Source organism: Kitasatospora cathayae (assembly GCF_027627435.1).
In the GTDB taxonomy this organism is placed as follows: domain Bacteria; phylum Actinomycetota; class Actinomycetes; order Streptomycetales; family Streptomycetaceae; genus Kitasatospora; species Kitasatospora cathayae.
On record NZ_CP115450.1, the window covers coordinates 5,199,807 to 5,214,268 of the forward strand.

At 73.5% G+C, this 14,462-nt stretch carries 12 protein-coding genes; 9 read left to right on the forward strand and 3 right to left on the reverse strand.

Annotated elements, in window-relative coordinates:
- The first annotated feature begins 17 nt into the window (after positions 1-17).
- Positions 18-1,499 carry a cell division protein PerM gene (locus O1G21_RS23255; protein ID WP_270146526.1) on the forward strand — a complete coding sequence of 494 codons (1,482 nt, stop codon included), beginning with the start codon at positions 18-20 and terminating at the stop codon, positions 1,497-1,499.
- Between the two features lie 10 nt (positions 1,500-1,509).
- On the opposite strand, the gene O1G21_RS23260 is transcribed toward O1G21_RS23255, so the two are convergent.
- Complete coding sequence (locus O1G21_RS23260; protein ID WP_270146527.1) at positions 1,510-2,169, reverse strand: hypothetical protein; 660 nt, start codon at positions 2,167-2,169, stop codon at positions 1,510-1,512.
- A 420-nt stretch (positions 2,170-2,589) separates the two neighbouring features.
- Between O1G21_RS23260 and purN the strand changes: the two genes are divergently transcribed.
- Together purN and purH are read left to right on the forward strand one after the other, a co-directional pair.
- A complete protein-coding gene (gene purN, locus O1G21_RS23265; protein WP_270146528.1) occupies positions 2,590-3,255 on the forward strand; it encodes a phosphoribosylglycinamide formyltransferase in 666 nt (221 codons plus the stop codon).
- A gap of 69 nt (positions 3,256-3,324) precedes the next feature.
- A complete protein-coding gene (purH, locus tag O1G21_RS23270) occupies positions 3,325-4,902 on the forward strand; it encodes a bifunctional phosphoribosylaminoimidazolecarboxamide formyltransferase/IMP cyclohydrolase (RefSeq protein ID WP_270146529.1) in 1,578 nt (525 codons plus the stop codon).
- Between the two features lie 77 nt (positions 4,903-4,979).
- Here purH and O1G21_RS23275 read toward each other — a convergent pair whose 3' ends face one another.
- Complete coding sequence (locus O1G21_RS23275; RefSeq protein WP_270146530.1) at positions 4,980-5,612, reverse strand: hypothetical protein; 633 nt, start codon at positions 5,610-5,612, stop codon at positions 4,980-4,982.
- A 448-nt stretch (positions 5,613-6,060) separates the two neighbouring features.
- On the opposite strand from O1G21_RS23275, the gene O1G21_RS23280 reads away from it, so the two are divergent.
- From O1G21_RS23280 to O1G21_RS23305, 6 genes are all read left to right on the forward strand, one after another.
- Positions 6,061-6,915 carry a bifunctional methylenetetrahydrofolate dehydrogenase/methenyltetrahydrofolate cyclohydrolase gene (locus O1G21_RS23280; protein WP_270146531.1) on the forward strand — a complete coding sequence of 285 codons (855 nt, stop codon included), beginning with the start codon at positions 6,061-6,063 and terminating at the stop codon, positions 6,913-6,915.
- Positions 6,916-6,934: 19 nt separating this feature from the next.
- Positions 6,935-7,360 (forward strand): DUF3017 domain-containing protein, encoded by a 426-nt coding sequence (locus tag O1G21_RS23285; RefSeq protein WP_270146532.1) that lies wholly within the window; start codon positions 6,935-6,937, stop codon positions 7,358-7,360.
- Between the two features lie 219 nt (positions 7,361-7,579).
- Complete coding sequence (locus O1G21_RS23290; RefSeq protein ID WP_270146533.1) at positions 7,580-8,572, forward strand: malate dehydrogenase; 993 nt, start codon at positions 7,580-7,582, stop codon at positions 8,570-8,572.
- 158 nt (positions 8,573-8,730) lie between these two features.
- The gene (locus O1G21_RS23295; RefSeq protein WP_270146534.1) at positions 8,731-10,056 is read left to right on the forward strand and encodes a hemolysin family protein; all 1,326 of its coding nucleotides are present in this window, start codon (positions 8,731-8,733) and stop codon (positions 10,054-10,056) included.
- A 75-nt stretch (positions 10,057-10,131) separates the two neighbouring features.
- Positions 10,132-11,127 carry a tryptophan--tRNA ligase gene (gene trpS, locus O1G21_RS23300; protein WP_270151198.1) on the forward strand — a complete coding sequence of 332 codons (996 nt, stop codon included), beginning with the start codon at positions 10,132-10,134 and terminating at the stop codon, positions 11,125-11,127.
- Positions 11,128-11,315: 188 nt separating this feature from the next.
- Positions 11,316-11,804: a 2'-5' RNA ligase family protein gene (locus O1G21_RS23305; RefSeq protein ID WP_270146535.1), complete on the forward strand. Its 489-nt coding sequence runs from the start codon at positions 11,316-11,318 to the stop codon at positions 11,802-11,804.
- 52 nt (positions 11,805-11,856) lie between these two features.
- Here the strand turns inward: O1G21_RS23305 and O1G21_RS23310 are convergent, their stop codons facing one another.
- Positions 11,857-14,367 (reverse strand): CDP-glycerol glycerophosphotransferase family protein, encoded by a 2,511-nt coding sequence (locus O1G21_RS23310; RefSeq protein WP_270146536.1) that lies wholly within the window; start codon positions 14,365-14,367, stop codon positions 11,857-11,859.
- Positions 14,368-14,462 lie beyond the last annotated feature (95 nt).

A 14,462-nucleotide genomic window follows, 5' to 3' on the forward strand; every position in this document is an offset into this window, starting at 1 on the left:
TTGGCACCATGAGGCGCATGACGCAGCTGATGGGTCGTCCGATCCTGGAAGTGCCGGGCGAATTGGGTGGGCGCCCCGCGCTGGCGGACCTGTTGGCGGGGGTGCGGACGGCGCTGGTCGGTCTGGCGGTGGTCGGGGTGCCGGTGCTCGGGCTCTGGGTGGCGACGCCGTACGCCGACTCGGACGCGGCTAGTGCGACCCGGCTGGCAGGTGCGCTCTGGTTGCTCGGGCACGGCGCGCCGGTGCTGCGCGGCGGCGCCGACGCCCCGCTGACCGTCACCCCGCTGCTGCTCGGGATCCTGGCGGTGGTGCGGCTGTACCGGGCGGCCGCCGGGGTGGCGGCGCGGCACGGGCTGCGGTCGCGCTGGGGCGGCCCGGTGGCGCTGTGGGCGGGGTACTGCGCGGTGGCGGTCGCGGTGGCGCTGCACTGCACGGGTGCGGGGCTGTTCCGCAGCCGGGTGCTGCCGGACCTGTTGGTGGTGGGTCTGCTCGCCGGACTGTCGACGGCCGCGGGCGTCCGGTCCGTCCGGTCCGTGCGGTCGGACGGTGCCGAGCGCGAGCCGTTGCTCGACCGGCTCCCGCCGGGCTGGCGGCCGGCCGGTGGCACACCCGTGGTGGGCCGGGCCGCCGGTGCGGCCGGGGCGGGCCTGGTCGCGGCGGGCGGGCTGCTGGTGGCGGTGGCGGCGCTGCTGGACGCGGCGGCCGGCGGTGGGCGCGGGATGGCGCTGCTCGGGCGCGGGCCCGCGGCGCTGCTGGGGCTGCTGCTGCTCACCGTGGTGCTGCTGCCGAACGCGGTGCTGTGGGGTGCGGCGTACGCGCTGGGCCCGGGGTTCGAGGTCGGCACCGGGACACTGGTGTCGCCGGGACGTACGGGGCTCGGCCAGGTGCCGGAGTTCCCGCTGTTCGCCCTGCTGCCCCAGGAGGGCCCGGGTGGCTGGCGGCTGGCGGCGCTGCTGCTGCCGGTGCTGGCGGGGCTGGTGCCCGCGGTCCTGCTGGGCCGCGCGGCGGCGGGCCGCCGTTCCCCGGCAGGTGACGCCGAACCCTGGTCGTCCGCCGCGACGGTGACGGCGGCGCTGGCGGCCGCGCTGCTGCTCGGCGCCGGGGCGACGGTGCTGGGCTGGCTGTCGGGCGGTGCGCTGGCGGCCGAGCGGATGGCCCGGCTGGGGCCGGTGCCGTGGTGGACGGGCCTGGCGGCGGCGGGCTGGCTCGCCGTGGTGGCGGTACCGGGCGCCCTGCTGGTCCGCCACCGCGCGGTCGGCCCGGCGGGCGTCGAGTACGCCGACGACCTCGAGTTCCCGGACGACCTCGAGTACGCCGTCGGCGCCGAGTACGCGTTCGGTGTCGAGGGTGTGGCCGATGCCGCGAGCCCGGCGCCCGGGCAGGGCGTGTACGCCCGGCTCACGATCCGGATGCGCCGGAGCGCGCTGGAGCTGCGCGCCCGTACGTACGCCCTCGTGCTGCGACTGTCCGGTCAGGGCCCCACCGACCGGACCGGCTGACCGAACCCGTCTACTCCGCGTTCCCGGTGAAGTCCACGTACCACTGCGGCGCGTACCGGTCGCAGTTCTCGGCGCCGACGCTGGTCAGCGAGTCCCGCACGCAGGTGACGTAGTCCCGGTAGTAGTACCCGAGCCCGATCACCGAGGTGGCGACCACGACGGTCATCGCGCCGGTGAGGATCCCGGCGAGCGCGGCCGGGGTGAGCGGGTTCGGCGCGGGGATCCCGGCCCCGGCCGCCGCTGCGGGCCGCTTGGCCCGCAGCGCGCCGATGCCCCAGACGATGCCGAGCACCCCGACCAGCAACGCGATCCAGTGGAAGCCGGCGAACAGGCAGACCAGCGCGAAGGGCCCCGCCAGCGCGGCGTTGCGGGCCTTGCGGTGGGTCGGGTCGGTCGGGTCGAGCCGGGGCGGCTGCGGGGCTTGGGGGCCCCGGCCGGGACGGCCGTCGCCGAGGCCCTGACCCCACGGCGGCGGGAACGGCGGCCGGTCGCCGCCCTGACCGCCACCGCCCTGGCCGCCACCGCCCTGACCGCCACCGCCCTGGCTGCCGCCGTCGCCGTCGGGCCCCTGGCCGGGCCAGGGGCTGCGCGGCCGCCACGGCTGGTCCGGGGCGTCCGCCGGCGGCGGCGCGAAGGGGTTGCGCTCGTCGGTCTCGTCGCCGCTGCTCATGGGTTCAGCCGTTCCTTCTCGGTCGGGGCTCGGTCGTCTGATTCGGTGGTCTGGCTCGGTCGGAGGATGTCGCGTCGGAGGGTCTCGGGTCGGAGCGGTCTCCCGCGCCCCCAATGATCCCGCAAGCGTTCGAGGGCCCGGCGGGGGCCTGCCCGCACCCGTACGGGCCGTGCGCAACTCCGGTGCGGCGGGCCCGAGGAGATCCCCGTCTCAACTACGCGCGTAGCGCCGCCGGGAGGGTGCGGGGGCCCTTCGACCAGCCGTTATCGTGGTGACGGTCAGCAGCTCAGATAGGTTCCCCGGGGCCCGCGTCGCGGCGGGTTCTCCCGGTGTTCCGCTTCGCTCGACCTGCCGTTCGTAGTGGCCCCACCGCCGGTGGACGTACCAGCGGGCGGCGCCCGACCTACGGAGAATCGCGCAGTGGCCGCCGCCCCCGCTCAGCTCTTCCCGCCCCGTACGCCCGGACCGGCCCGCCTGGTGGTGCTGGTCTCCGGCTCCGGCACCAACCTGCAGGCGCTGATCGACGCCGTCGCCGACCCGGCCTACGGCGCCGAGATCGTGGCCGTGGGCGCGGACCGCGACGGCATCGCCGGCCTGGAGCGCGCCGAGACCGCGGGCCTGCCGACCTTCGTCCACCGGCTGAAGGACTTCGCGGACCGCGACGACTGGGACCGCGCGCTGACCGCCTCCGTCACCGCCCACCAGCCGGACCTGGTGGTCACGGCCGGCTTCATGAAGATCCTCGGCCCCGAGTTCATCGCGGCCTTCGGCGGGCGGATCGTCAACACCCACCCCGCACTGCTGCCCGCCTTCCCCGGCGCCCACGGCGTCACCGACGCGCTCGCGTACGGGGTGAAGGTCACCGGCTGCACCGTCCACCTGGTCGACTCCGGTGTGGACACCGGGCCGATCATCGCGCAGGGCGTCGTCGAGGTCGTCGACGCCGACCACGCCGATGGCGGCGAAGCGCTGCACGAGCGCATCAAGACTGTCGAGCGCAAGCTGCTCGTCGACGTCGTGGGCCGGCTGGCCCGCGAAGGTCACCGCATCGAGGACCGAAAGGTATGGATTCCGGCACATGAGTGAGCGGAGCGAACGAATCATCGAGAAGGGTGCCTGGCGCGCAGCGCCCGCCGAGCGCAGCGAGGTGGGAGCATGAGTGCCAGCTCCACCACGCCCCCCGTTTCGGAGAACATCCGCCCGATCCGTCGCGCGCTGATCAGCGTGTACGACAAGACCGGTCTGGAGGAGCTGGCCCAGGGCCTGCACGCCGCCGGGGTCGCCATCGTCTCCACCGGCTCCACCGCCGGCCGGATCGCCGCCGCCGGCGTCCCGGTGACCGAGGTCTCCGAGCTGACCGGCTTCCCGGAGTGCCTGGACGGGCGCGTGAAGACGCTGCACCCCCGCGTGCACGCCGGCGTGCTCGCCGACCTGCGCCTGGAGTCGCACCGCGCGCAGCTGGCCGAGCTCGGCGTCGAGCCGTTCGACCTGGTCGTGGTGAACCTCTACCCGTTCAAGGCCACCGTCGCCTCGGGCGCCACCCCGGACGAGTGCGTCGAGCAGATCGACATCGGCGGCCCGAGCATGGTCCGCGCCGCCGCCAAGAACCACCCGTCGGTGGCCGTGGTCGTCGACCCGGCCCGCTACGACGACGTGCTGACGGCCGTCCGCGAGGGCGGCTTCGACCTGGCCACCCGCAAGCGCCTGGCCGGTGCCGCGTTCGCCCACACCGCCGCCTACGACGTGGCCGTGGCCTCCTGGTTCGAGGCCGGCTACGCCCCCAGCGACGAGCGCTTCCCCGAGTTCCTCGGCGCCACCTGGGAGCGCCAGAACGTGCTGCGCTACGGCGAGAACCCCCACCAGGGCGCCGCACTGTACACGGACGGCACTGGCGGCCTGGCCGGCGCGCAGCAGCTGCACGGCAAGGAGATGTCGTACAACAACTACGTCGACACCGACGCCGCCCGCCGCGCCGCGTACGACCACGCCGAGCCGGCCGTCGCGATCATCAAGCACGCCAACCCGTGCGGCATCGCGACCGGCGCCGACGTCGTCGAGGCGCACCGCAAGGCGCACGAGTGCGACCCGGTCTCCGCGTACGGCGGCGTGATCGCGGTCAACCGCCCGGTCACCGTCGAGCTGGCCGAGCAGATCGCCCCGATCTTCACCGAGGTCGTCGTGGCCCCCGGCTACGAGGACGGCGCGGTCGAGGTGCTGGCCCGCAAGAAGAACATCCGGGTGCTGGTCGCCCCCGAGGCCCCCGCCAACCGCCAGGAGGTGCGCCCGATCTCCGGCGGCGTGCTGCTCCAGGACGCCGACCGGGTGCAGGCCGAGGGCGACGACCCGGCGAACTGGACGCTGGCCACCGGCGAGGGGCTCTCCGCGGCCGAGCTGGCCGAGCTGGCCTTCGCCTGGCGGGCCTGCCGGGCCGTCAAGTCCAACGCGATCCTGCTGGCCAAGAACGGCGCCTCGGTCGGCGTCGGCATGGGCCAGGTCAACCGGGTCGACTCCTGCAAGCTCGCGGTCGAGCGGGCCGGCGAGCGGGCCAAGGGCTCGTACGCCGCCTCGGACGCCTTCTTCCCGTTCCCGGACGGCCCGGAGATCCTGATCGCCGCCGGCGTGAAGGCGATCGTCCAGCCGGGCGGTTCGATCCGTGACGAGCTGGTCATCGAGGCGGCCGAGAAGGCCGGCGTGACGATGTACTTCACCGGCGCGCGCCACTTCTTCCACTGAGTTCCCCAGTGGTACGAAGCGGCCCGGCCCCCTCCGAGGAGGGAGCCGGGCCGCTTCGCCGTGTCCGTGCCGTTCGGTCAGTACCGCGGCCGGTTGAACCAGTTGACGCCGTCCCGTACGCACATCGCGACGATCCAGACGATGCAGATCGCGATCCACAGCCCGCTGAAGACCATGGCGAAGCCGGCGCCCTGGGCCGCCGCCTGGGTATCCCCGGTCGCCTGGGTGCTCCCGGTGATCGCGCCGAACATCAGGAACAAGCCGATCAGCAGGGCGATCGAGCCGTACACGATGGTGGTGATCCGGGTGGCGTTGCCGCCACGGCCGAACTTCACCCCGACCGTGATGGAGAGCACCGAGGCGAGGAGGAACACGATCCCGAGGACCAGCGCGACGCCTGCGGTCGCGTTGAAGATCGCGTTGGCGCTGCTTGAGCTGTACGTGTCGGCGGCCTTCTTGGCACCCGCGGCCCCGATCATGAGACCGATCGTGATGAGAATCTGCACACCGCCGACGATGAACAGCAGCACCCGGGCGGTCATCACCAGGCCCGGCATGGCCTGCGGCACGGCCGGCGCGTAGCCGTAGGCCGGGGCGGCCGGCTGCGGGTAGCCGTAGCCCGGAGCCGCCGGCGGCGCCTGCTGCGGGTAGCCGTAGCCGGGGGCCTGCGGCTGGCCGTACGGGTTGTTCGGGTCGGGCGGGTAACTCATGGATGCCTCCGGGCAGTTACGGGGACGCGGGGACGGGGCGGCGGAGGACCCGGTTGCGGTCGGCGGGTCGGGCACGGTGACAGCCCGGCGGCGGTGACGGGCGCGGCCGGCTCAGTGCTGTGACGAGCGGGTGATCGGACGGCGGGACGGGCACGGCGCGGTGAGGACCGCGCCGCGGCGGTCGGGCTGTGCGGTCTGCTGTGGTCGGATCACTGGCTCTTTCCCCCGGGTACGCCCCGCCGCGGGAGCCGTCGGCCCGTCACCGGGCCGGGTCGCGGCAGGGAATGCCCGCATATCGTCATCCGGACGGCAGTACGCTGTCCAGCCGGTTGTGGGCGCCAGGTCAAGACTGTGGCGCAACCGCAACGTGGTGCGGACCTTCCGTACCCGTCCCGCTCGTCGGGCGGCCCCGGTACGGAGGCCGGTCGCGATCCGGGAGAATGGGGTCATGACTGCCCAGATTCTCGATGGCAAGGCCACCGCCGCCGCGATCAAGTCCGAACTCGCCGCCCGCGTAGCGGCCCTCAAGGCGAAGGGCGTCACGCCCGGCCTCGGTACCGTCCTGGTCGGCGACGACCCGGGCAGCCGCTGGTACGTCAACGGGAAGCACAAGGACTGCGCCGAGGTCGGCATCGCCTCGATCCAGCGCGAGCTGCCCGCGACCGCCACCCAGGAGGACGTCGAGAACGTCGTCCGCGAGCTCAACGCCGACCCGGCCTGCACCGGCTACATCGTCCAGCTGCCGCTGCCCAAGGGCCTGGACCAGAACCCGGTCCTGGAGCTGATGGACCCGGACAAGGACGCCGACGGCCTGCACCCGACCTCGCTCGGCCGCCTGGCGCTGGGCATCGAGGGCCCGCTGCCGTGCACCCCGCTGGGCATCGTCGAGCTGCTGCGCCGGCACGACGTGGAGATCGACGGCGCCGAGGTGGTCGTGGTCGGCCGCGGCATCACCGTCGGCCGTTCGATCGGCCTGCTGCTGACCCGCCGCAGCGAGAACGCCACCGTCACCCTGTGCCACACCGGCACCCGGGACCTCGGTGCCCACCTGCGCAAGGCCGACATCATCGTGGCCGCCGCGGGCGTGCCGCACCTGGTCAAGCCGGAGGACGTCAAGCCGGGCGCCGCGGTGCTGGACGTCGGCGTCAGCCGCAGCGAGGGCAAGATCGTCGGCGACGTGCACCCGGGCGTGGCCGAGGTGGCCGGCTGGATCTCCCCCAACCCCGGCGGCGTGGGCCCGATGACCCGCGCGATGCTGCTCAACAACATCGTCGAGGCGGCCGAGCGCCGCGCCGGCGTCTGATCCCCGAGGGACGGCGAGCATGACTGAACCGCGACCGGCGCGGTCCCGGCGAAGGCCGGTCAAGACCACCGGCACCCTGCCGCCCGAGGGCGCCGCCCCGGCGCTCGGGCGCGACCACGCCCTGCCGGTCCGGCAGTGGCCGATAACGCTGGTCCTGTCGGTGGTCGGCGCCGGCCTCGCGGTCACCTGGTTCGCCGACTTCAAGGACGGTTTCAAGTACGGGCTGCTGATCCTCGGCACCGGGGTGCTGCTCGGCGCGGTGCTGCGGCTGGTGCTGCCCGAGGTCGGGATGCTGGCGGTGCGCAGCCGCTTCACCGACGTGATCGTGCTGACCTTCCTGGGCGCCTCGATCGTGCTGCTGACCCTGGTCGCGCAGCCGAACCCGTGGCTGGAGTTCCCGTTGCTGGACAACATCGGCCAGCTGATCGGCCGGCCCAAGCACTGAGTCGCCGACCCCCTCCGCGGCCCCGTTCCCGTGGCCCCGCCCGGAAGCCGAGCCCCGGGCGGGGCCACGGTGCGTCTGTGACGCATCTGCCACGCCCGCACACGCGGCGTAGGCTTCCCTTTGCGATAACCTGACGCCGGTCTCTCGATGTCGAGAGATCATCCTGGCTCCAGTGCCGGTGTGCCTGGGGCACCTGGCGATTTGCTGGAGAAGGTAGAAATGACCCGCACCCCCGTCAACGTCACCATCACCGGAGCCGCCGGCCAGATCGGCTACGCGCTGCTCTTCCGCATCGCCTCGGGCCACCTGCTCGGTGCCGACGTGCCGGTGAACCTGCGCCTCCTGGAGATCCCGCAGGGCCTCAAGGCCGCCGAGGGCACCGCGATGGAGCTCGTCGACTGCGCCTTCCCGCTGCTGCGGGACATCAAGATCACCGACAACCCGAACGAGGCCTTCGACGGCGCCAACGTCGCGCTGCTGGTCGGCGCCCGTCCGCGCACCGCCGGCATGGAGCGCGGCGACCTGCTGCAGGCCAACGGCGGCATCTTCGGCCCGCAGGGCAAGGCCATCAACGACCACGCCGCGGACGACATCAAGGTCCTGGTCGTCGGCAACCCGGCCAACACCAACGCCCTGATCGCCCAGCGCAACGCCCCGGACGTCCCGGCCGAGCGCTTCACCGCGATGACCCGTCTGGACCACAACCGCGCGGTCGGCCAGCTGTCCGCCAAGACCGGCGCCCTGGTCTCCGACATCAAGCGCGTCACCATCTGGGGCAACCACTCCGCGACCCAGTACCCGGACATCTTCCAGGCCGAGGTCGCCGGCAAGCCGGCCTTCGAGGCCGTCGGCAGCGACCAGGCCTGGCTGGAGAACGACTTCATCCCGACCGTCGCCAAGCGCGGCGCCGCCATCATCGACGCCCGTGGCGCCTCCTCGGCCGCCTCGGCCGCCAACGCCGCCATCGACCACGTGTACACCTGGGTCAACGGCACCGCCGAGGGCGACTGGACCTCCATGGGTGTCGTCTCCGACGGCTCCTACGGCGTCCCGGCCGGCCTGATCTCCTCCTTCCCGGTCACCACCAAGGACGGCAAGTTCGAGATCGTCCAGGGCCTGGAGATCTCCGACTTCTCCCGCGCCCGCATCGACGCCTCGGTCAAGGAGCTGACCGAGGAGCGCGACGCGGTCCAGGAGCTGGGCCTCATCTGAGCCCCGCCCTCGCGGCCTTCCCGACGGCCCGCCCCTCCCGAACCCGGGAGGCGGCGGGCCGTCGCCGTACCCGGCCCTCGTCCGGGCCCGTCGCCGGGCCCAACCCCGCGCCGCCGCTTCCGGCTCCCGTCCGCCCCCGCCGCCTACACTGGCCCGCTGTGAACGAAACCCTCGGGGATGCCGCGCTCGTCCTCGTCTTCATCCTGCTGGGCGGGCTGTTCAACGTCGCCGAGATCTCGCTGATCTCGCTGCGCGAGGGCCAGATCCGGGCGCTGGAGGCACGCGGCACCCGGCGCTCGGCCCGGGCCGCGCACCTGGCCGCCGACCCCAACCGCTTCCTGGCCGCCGTCCAGGTCGGCGTGACCTGCATGGGCTTCCTGTCCGCCGCCTTCGGCGCCGACACGCTGTCCGGCAAGGTCGCCCCGCTGTTCGTGGAGGCGGGGCTGTCCCAGGGGATGGCGGACGCGGTCGCCCTGGTCGGGCTCACCCTGGTGATCAGCTACGTCTCGCTGGTGCTCGGCGAGCTCACCCCCAAGCGGATCGGCCTGCAGCGCGCCGAGTCCATCGCGGTGGTCGCCGCCCCCGTGGTGGACGTGATGTCGGTGGCGCTGCGCCCGGTGATCTGGCTGCTCGGCCACTCCACCAACCTGATGGTCCGGCTGTTCGGCGGCGACCCGGCGGCCGGGCGCGGCTCGATGAGCTCCGAGGAGCTGCGCGGCCTGGTCGCCTCCAACACCGAACTGGGCAGCGACGAACGGGCGTTGATCGCGGACGTGTTCGCCGCCGGGGAGCGCCAGCTGCGCGAGGTGATGGTTCCGCGCACCGAGGTGACCTTCCTGGACGCGGAGCGCCCGCTGGCCGAGGTGCGGCACCAGGCCGAGACCTCGCCGCACTCCCGCTACCCGGTGGTCGAGGGCAGCGCCGACGCCGTGGTCGGCTTCGTCCACGTCCGGGACCTGTACGGCGCCCGCGGCGAGCAGGCCGTCAAGGTCCGTGACCTGGCCCGCCCGGTCAAGCTGCTGCCCGGCACCAAGCGGGTGCTGGAGGCGATGGGCGAGATGCGCCGGGAGGGCCACCACCTGGCCATCGTGGTGGACGAGTACGGCGGCACCGCCGGCATCGTCACCCTGGAGGACCTGGTCGAGGAGGTGATCGGCGAGATCCGGGACGAGTACGACCGGCCGGAGACCGCCCCCACCCGTCGGCTGGCCGGCGGCGGCATGGAACTGGACGGCCTGCTCAACCTCGGTGACTTCGAGGAGGAGACCGGCGTCGCCCTGCCCGAGGGCCCGTACGAGACGGTGGCCGGCTGTCTGGTCGCCTCGCTCGGCCGGCTGCCCCGGGACGGCGACCAGGCCCGGGTCCCGGTCGAGGGCGGCGGAGCGGTGCTGCTGACGGTGGCCAAGGTGGAGGGCCGGCGGATCGCCCGGGTCAGGGTGAGTGCGGTCACACCGGAGGAACCTGCTGGGGCGGAGGTTTCCTGAGCGACCGGGAGAACTGGAAGAATGGCCCGCATGGTCAACGCAGCGGTCACTGGTCCGGTCAAGGACCGACCCCGGGTGCTCTCCGGGATCCAGCCCACCTCCGGCTCGTTCCACCTCGGCAACTACCTGGGCGCGGTGCGCCAGTGGGTCGACCTGCAGACGGCGAACGACGCCTTCTACATGGTCGTCGACCTGCACGCGATCACCGTGCCGCAGGACCCGGTGACCCTGCGCCAGAACACCCGGATCTCCGCCGCCCAGCTGCTCGGCGCCGGCCTGGACCCGGAGCACTGCACCCTGTTCGTCCAGTCGCACGTGCCCGAGCACGCGCAGCTCGCCTGGGTGATGAACTGCCTCACCGGCTTCGGCGAGGCCTCCCGGATGACCCAGTTCAAGGACAAGTCCTCCCGGTACGGCGCCGAGAGCACCACCGTGGGCCTGTTCACCTACCCGATCCTGCAGATCGCGGACATCCTGCTCTACCAGGCGGACGCCGTCCCGGTCGGCGAGGACCAGCGCCAGCACGTGGAGATCACCCGCGACATCGCGGAGCGCTTCAACTCGCGCTACACCCCGACGTTCACGATCCCCAAGCCGTACATCCTCAAGGAGACGGCGAAGATCATGGACCTGCAGGACCCGGGCATCAAGATGAGCAAGTCGGCCTCCTCGCCCAAGGGCCTGGTCAGCCTGCTGGACGAGCCGAAGGTCAGCGCCAAGAAGTTCAAGAGCGCCGTCACCGACACCGACACCGTGGTCTCCTACGACGAGGAGCGGAAGCCGGGCGTCTCCAACCTGCTGCGGATCCACTCCGCGCTCAGCGGCCAGTCGGTCGAGCAGCTGGTCGCGCACTTCGAGGGCAAGATGTACGGCGCCCTGAAGACCGAGCTGGCCGAGCTGTTCACCGAGTGGGTCGCCCCCTTCCAGGAGCGCACCAGCACCTTCCTGGACGACCCGGCCGAGCTGGACCGGGTGCTGGCGATCGGCGCCGAGAAGGCCCGCGCGGTGGCTTCCGAGACGCTCGCGACGGTGTACGACCGGATCGGCTTCCTCCCGGCCGCCAAGCGGTGACTCGCGTCACGCGCCTGCCCGATGGTGACGGAGACTCGCCCTTCGCCTCCGAGCGCTCGGACCCGGTGCCGACGGTCGTCGCTCCGGCGCTTCCTCCTTCGTCAGTCGCTGGTCGCTCCTCGCTTTCGGCACCGGCGCGCTCTTCGGCTCAGGGCGGTCTCCCGGAGGTCGTCACCATCGGCGTGTCCGTGAGCGTTCCGGAGCCGTACGGCGCGCTGATCCAGGACGCCCGGGCCGGCCACGGCGACCCGCAGGCCCGCTCGATACCGACGCACGTCACCCTGCTGCCGCCGACCGAGCTGCCCGCCGAGGTTCTGCCGAAGGTCGAGGAGCACCTGGCGGCGGTGGCGGCCGCGCACCGGCCGTTCCGGATGCTGCTGCGCGGCGGCGGCACCTTCCGCCCGGTCTCCCCGGTGGTGTTCGTCCGGGTCGAGGAGGGCGCGCAGGAGTGCCGGCTGCTGGAGGCGGACGTCCGGTCCGGCCCGCTGGCCCGCGAACTGGCCTTCCCGTACCACCCGCACGTGACGGTCGCCCACGGTCTGCCGGACGACGTGCTGGACCAGGCGTACGAGCAGGCGCGCGGGTTCCGGGCGTCCTTCCTGGTGCCCGGCTTCTCGCTCTCCCGGTTCGACGCGGACGAGGTCTGGCGGCCCTGGCGGGACTACCGGTTCTTGTGAATCGGCACAGCTCGTGAATCGGCATCCCTCCTGAATCGGCACCGCTCGTGAACTACCGTGCCGTTCGGCCGAGTTCGAGCATCCGGTCGACCACCCGGCGGGACGCCCCGCCGTCGTCCAGAGCGCAGTGCTCGGCCCGGAAGCGCCGGTAGCGCTCGGCGTACCCGGGCGGCAACTCCGCCCCGCTGTCGGCGAGTTCGCGCAGTGCCTCGAGCAGTTCGGCGGAATCGGGGACCAGCGGGCCGGGGGCGTTCGGCTCGAAGTCGAAGTAGAAGCCGCGCAGGGTGTCGCGGTAGTGCTCCAGGTCGTAGGTGAAGAAGTACACCGGGCGGCCGGTGATCGCGAAGTCGAACATGATCGACGAGTAGTCGGTGACCAGCACGTCCGCGATCAGCAGCAGTTCCTGCGGGTCGGGGAAGTCCCCGCAGTCGAACAGGAAGCCGTCGCCGGAGCCCGGCAGCGGCTCGCGCACGTGCGAGTGCGGGCGGACCAGCAGCACGTGGTCCTCGCCGAGCAGTCGGCGGGCGTGGTCGACGTCGAGCCTCAGGTCGAGTCGGAAGCCCTCTCCGTCGCCGCGCTGCTGGTCCTCGCGCCAGGTCGGCGCGTACAGCACGACCCGCTTGCCCTCGGGGATGCCGAGCCGGCGGCGGACCGTCGCGGCGACCCGCCGGTCCGGCTGGGCCAGCACGTCGCCGCGCGGGTAGCCGGACTCCAGGACCTCGCCGTCGTAGCGGAAGGCGCGCCGCAGGATCGGGGTGGCGAACGGGCTGGGGGAGAGCAGCATGCTCCACTGCGGGGTCTCCCGGTCGAGCGCCTCCAGGTAGCCGTGGTCGGCCAGCCAGGAGTTGTCGACGTCGTGGGCGATCCGCTTCAGCAGCGAGCCGTGCCAGGTCTGCACCACGACCTGGCCCTCGCGGCGCTCCAGGAAGTCCGGGAAGTGGGTGTTGCCGACCAGGTAGCGGCAGGTGGCCAGGGCGCGGTACCACTCCGGGCTCCAGATCCGCACCGGGACGACCCCGGGCGGCAGTTCGGCCTGACCGTCGTCGACCACCCACAGGTGCTCCAACGGCGCGCCGCGGCGGGCGAGTTCGGCGTGCACCGCGCGCGGGGAGTCGGCGTAGCCGCGGCCGCCGAACACGTCGTACAGCACCGCCTCGCGCAGCGGTTCGCGGCGGGCGGCCGGGTAGTGCTCGGTGCGCAGCCGGTGTTGGGTCCAGGCGCTGCGCTCGGTGGCGTCGAGCACCGGGGTGGAGTCCACCAGCAGGGTGTCGTGCCAGCGGCGCTGCAGCACGACGTGCTTGCCGCCGGTGGTCGCGGTGGCGGGCAGCGCGGGCAGCACGCTCGCGGCGGCGATCAGCGGCCGGGCCGGGCCGGAGCGGTCGGCGGGCTCCAGGGCGGCCTCCCAGATGCCCTTGCGCAGCGGCAGCACGGCGCCGTCCGAGCCGGTGCGGGTGGCGGGCAGCCGGGCCCGGAAGCGGCCGTCCGGTTCGGGCTCGACCGGGGTGCGGACCTCGCCCGCGGTGCCGTTGTGCCGCAGGACCAGCTCCAGTCGGTCGACGGCCGGGTCCGGGCAGTGGCCGGACAGTTCGAAGCCGGCGAAGTGGACCGCGATCCGGTCGACCACGCCGGCGGCGGGCTGGACGCAGACCTGGAGCCGGCCGTCCGCGAGGTGCTTGAGGTAGAGCACCCGGTCCGGGGCGTCCGGCAGCGGGTACTGCCGGGCCACCGGCCCGCGGCGCTCGTCCAGGCAGAGCTGCTCGGTGCCGCCGTCGGGGCGCAGCAGTTCGGCGTCCCAGTGCTCGAGCACGCCGCGGCCGCGCCCGTCGGCGGTGAACGGCCGGTAGGGCAGGTCGACGGTGAAGGTGTTGCCGGTGCGGGTGAGCGGCTGCTCGATCACCGCGTCGCTCTGCCGGTGCCGCAGCCGCAGCACGGTGCCGGCGGGGCAGTGGTCGGCGACGCCGCCCAGCCGGATGCCGTCGGCGGCGGGTTCGGCGTGGTCGAGCCGGACGCCGGGGCGCTCCAGCCGCAGTCCCAGCCGGCCGTCCTCGAAGTACGGCTGGAGGCGTACGTCGCGGTCCACCCAGCGGGCCGGCGGGTACTCGCCGGAGCCGCACCAGTGGGGGGCGAGGGTGCCGTACTGGCGGCGCAGCCGGGTGGAGCGGGGGCGGGTGAACAGGGTGGTCTCGATCTGCCAGTCGCCGAGCAGCCAGCGGCCGTCGCGGCGCAGCCGGGAGGGTTCCACCAGGGCGGTGAAGCCGGACCAGTCGTGGTTGTGGTCGGGCTGGGCGCTGTCGTCGGTGACCTCGGGGAGCCTGCGGGGTCTGGAGCGCAGGTGCAGCGGAGGTTCGGTGCCGTCCTGGTGGCGCAGGGTCAGCCAGGTCCAGGCCGAGCCGGGGCGGCCGGTGTCCAGGTTCAGCGGGCGGGCGAAGCCGGTGAGTTCCAGCCCGCGGCCGTGCCAGCGGGCCCGCAGCAGTCCGAACACCACGTCCTCGTCGGCGGTGGGTCGGCCGGCGCTCACCCGGGGGGCGGCGTGCGGCAGGACGAACCGGGTGAGCGCAGGCATGGTGCGGGGGGCCCTTCGGCGGAGGGGATCCCGGCATGGCGGTGGCCGGGAGGGCCGCCGGGTCGGAGCTGACCGGTCCGGGGCCGAATCGATAT